Source organism: Streptomyces sp. AcH 505 (assembly GCF_000818175.1).
Taxonomy (GTDB): domain Bacteria; phylum Actinomycetota; class Actinomycetes; order Streptomycetales; family Streptomycetaceae; genus Streptomyces.
In genome coordinates this window covers 2,454,773-2,458,327 of sequence record NZ_JTIY01000001.1, presented here as the reverse complement: position 1 = coordinate 2,458,327, position 3,555 = coordinate 2,454,773, and the positions used below count along the sequence as shown (strand labels likewise).

The following is a 3,555-nucleotide window of genomic DNA, read 5'->3' as shown; positions in this document are numbered from 1 at the left end:
GCCCCCGCTTCCGTACGGCCGGACGCGGCGGCAAGCTTCGCCCCGTACACCGACATGTCCAACTCGCAGGAAGGCCTGCTGGACACCGCGATAACCCAGCACGGTGTGCGGACCTTCACCGCCGGATTCGTCATCGGCTCGGGCTGCAACCAGATCTGGGGAGACACGCTGCCCGTCGGCGACGATTCCTTCACCGACCCGCTCATCGAGAAGGCCCAGTCCGAGGGCGCCTCCGTCATCGTCTCCTCGGGCGGCGCCGCAGGGCTGCCGCTCGCCTGGAGCTGTACGGACCAGAGCGCGATCACCGCCGGCTACCAGAAGATCATCGACTCGTACCACCCCAGCTCCCTGGACTTCGACATCGAGGGCGGGGCCATCGCCGACACCGCGGCCGCCACCCGCAACATGACGGCGATGAAGAGCCTCAAGGACGCCAACCCCGGTCTGACGTTCTCGGTCACCCTGCCCGTACTGCCGGACGGACTGACCGCGGACGGCGTCAACATCATCAAGGCCGCCAAGGACGCGGGCGTCAAGATCGACGTCGTGAACATCATGACGATGGACTACTACCAGGGCTCCCAGGACATGGGGCAGGCCGCGATCAGCGCCGCGACCAGCACCCTCGCCCAACTCCGGTCCGTCGATGCGAGCTACGGCTACGGCAACCTCGGGATCACCCCGATGATCGGGGTCAACGACGACGGTTCGGTCTTCACCACGGACAACGCGTCCACGGTCAAGGACTGGGCATCGGCCAACGGCGTGGGACGGCTGTCGTACTGGTCGATCAACCGCGACCAGTCCTGCGGCCCCGGATCGGTCGGCGCCGCCGCATCGCCCACGTGCAGTGGCGTCTCGCAGAACCAGCTGGCCTTCACCGACATCTTCGGCTCCTGACCGACCGCTGATCAGCACCTGACCGACACGAGACCCGCGCCACTCCTGGCCCCGTTCCACCCGCCCGCACCCGGCGCATAGGGTCGGTGGGGCCGGGAGCGGCGCGGTCCGCCTCCCCTGGCACCAGCCCTACCAGGAGGAAGCACTGTGAACGAGCCGGCCCCGACCCCCGTGCAGAAGGAGATCGCCCGCGATCTCCAGGTGTCCGAGACCTTCGACGCCGATCGGGAGATCGAGCGCCGGGTGGCCTTCCTCACCGAGCGGCTGACGGCGACGGGGCTGCGCGCACTGGTCCTGGGGATCAGCGGTGGCGTGGACTCGACGACGACCGGCAGGCTCTGCCAGCTCGCCGTGGAGCGGGCGCGGAAGGCGGGCCACGACGCCACGTTCTTCGCCATGCGGCTGCCGTACGGGGTCCAGGCCGACGAGCACGACGCACAGCTCGCCGTGCGGTTCATCCGTCCCGACCGGCTGCTGACCGTGGACGTACGGCCCGCCAGCGACGCGGCGCTCGATGCCTGCCTGGCCGCCGACGTGGCGTTCCGCGACGCGGGTCACCAGGACTTCGTGCAGGGCAACATCAAGGCGCGGCAGCGCATGGTCGCGCAGTACGCGGTGGCGGGCGCGCACGACGGACTGGTCGTGGGCACCGACCACGCGGCCGAGGCGGTCTCGGGCTTCTTCACCAAGTTCGGCGACGGCGCCGCCGACGTCGTACCGCTCACCGGTCTGACCAAGCGCCGGGTACGGGCGCTGGCCGCACGGCTCGGCGCCCCCGACGAGCTGGTGCACAAGATTCCCACGGCCGACCTGGAGACCCTCACCCCCGGCAAGGCCGACGAGGACGCGCTCGGTGTGACGTACGAGCAGATCGACGACTTCCTGGAGGGCAAGGAGGTGAGCGAGGCGGCTTACGAGTCGATCGTGCGCCGCTACCGTCTCACCGAGCACAAGCGCCAGTTGCCGATCGCCCCGGCCCAGGCGGATTCGGGCGTGTGACCGCCTCAGCCGCGGATTCGGGCGGGTGACCGCCTCACACGCGGCGGCTCAGCCTTCGACCGTACGGGCGAGGATGCCGAGCGTGGCGCGCAGGCCGGCCTCGGGGATGACGGGGAAGATGCCCGCCTCCCGGTATCGCTCGGCGATCTGGCTCCAGTCGTAGTACGACGTCACGAGCGTCCCGGTGGTGCTGGGTTCGAGCCGGTAGCCGTAGAGATGGCGGATCGGCGGCTGGATCGTGCCGGAGATGGTCCACTCGATCGCCGCGTCCTGCTCGAAGCGGGTGATGATCACCGTGACGTCGTACTTGCCCATCGGGAGGTCGTTCAGCGACTCGCGGTCCATGTGCACGACGAACTCGTCGCCCGCCTTCCCGACCCGCTCGCCCTCGGCGGACTGAAGCATGCCGGAGCTGTCGATCGACACGTGCCCGGTGGGTTCGCACAGCACGTCGAAGACCTTCGCGGGAGCCGCCGCGATCTCCCGCCGGACCTCAAATCGCTCATTCGTCATGGTCACCACCCTCGCATGCGCGCCGGTCGCCGCCCGAGGCTCCCCGCCCGGCTGCCTACCCGGCTGCCTACCCGGCTGCCTACCCGGCTGCCTACCCGGCTACTTGCTCGGCTACTTGCTCAGCACGTTCGCGAGAATGATCAGCAGCCCCAGCAGCACATCCACCCCGCCGACCCGGCAGGCGGCGAACCGGCCGCGCTTGGCCACCCGCGCCGACCAGAAGCCCCAGCCGAAGAGCGCGACCACGTTGATGACCAGCGCCACCTCGATCCCGACGTCCTCGCTCCACCAGCCGATGAACGCGCCGAGCAGCGCGGCCACGGTCGGCAGCACGGCCGCCACCAGCGGCCACTCGGTCAGCACGGACCGTACGGTGTCGGCGGTGGCCTTCCGGCCGGCGGGCGCGCGGTGCGCGATGGCGTGGGCGTAGCCGTGCGCCGCCGCCGATGCGACGGCGGCGAGCAGCACCCAGACGGCGTCGTACCCGGGGTCGGCGGGACCCTCGTCATGGCCGAGAGCCGCCGCCAGCGCGCTGGCGAGCACCGTGCCGTACACACCGCCGAACAGCAGGCGCTGCAACGGCTCGTCGCGCCGGCCCGGCTCTTCGACGGGGGCGGAGCTGTCGTCGGTCAGGGGACTGGCGGGCACGGCGCCACCTCTCGGAGCGGAGCAGGTCGAAGGGACGGCAAGCGGACGGCCGACAAACGGACCGCCGGGAAGCGGACGGCCGACAAGCGTCGGCTGCGAAAGATGTAACAGCACGTCAGGCCGATCTCTCCGGACCGACGCCGAAGGCGGCGGGCGCGTGCAGCATGGACATGCCATTACCGGCGTGGGATTCTGACGGCGGCACAGACCGTGCGGGTGGTACGCCGACAACGTTGTCCACCCCGTTCAACCCGGCGCACCCACACGGCCTTACGTACTCACCCCCCACCCGGGGAGGACGTACCTCTCCGGAGAGTAGGAGCTGCCTCCATGAGACGCGCCGCCATCCTGTTCGGCTCACTCGCACTCGCCGCCACCGGCTGTCTGATCGGCACCGCCCAAGCGGCACCCGCGCCCGCCCCCACCGGCTCGCACAGCACCTCCGTCTCCGCCGCCGACCAGCGTGCGGCGATCCGGTTCTGGACCGCCGACCGG

General features: G+C 70.5%; 4 protein-coding genes. 2 read left to right on the top strand and 2 right to left on the bottom strand.

Annotated elements, in window-relative coordinates:
• Positions 1-900: chitinase (locus tag HY68_RS11375; RefSeq protein ID WP_052457070.1), on the top strand; the 900-nt coding region annotated here is incomplete at its 5' end.
• Between the two features lie 147 nt (positions 901-1,047).
• Positions 1,048-1,899, top strand: a complete 852-nt coding sequence (gene nadE, locus HY68_RS11370; protein WP_041987634.1) for an ammonia-dependent NAD(+) synthetase — start codon at positions 1,048-1,050, stop codon at positions 1,897-1,899.
• A gap of 48 nt (positions 1,900-1,947) precedes the next feature.
• On the opposite strand, the gene HY68_RS11365 is transcribed toward nadE, so the two are convergent.
• Together HY68_RS11365 and HY68_RS11360 are read right to left on the bottom strand one after the other, a co-directional pair.
• Positions 1,948-2,412, bottom strand: a complete 465-nt coding sequence (locus HY68_RS11365; protein WP_041995741.1) for an SRPBCC family protein — start codon at positions 2,410-2,412, stop codon at positions 1,948-1,950.
• Positions 2,413-2,523: 111 nt separating this feature from the next.
• Positions 2,524-3,060, bottom strand: coding sequence for a hypothetical protein (locus HY68_RS11360; protein ID WP_052457069.1), 537 nt, complete (start codon positions 3,058-3,060; stop codon positions 2,524-2,526).
• Positions 3,061-3,555: the final 495 nt, after the last annotated feature.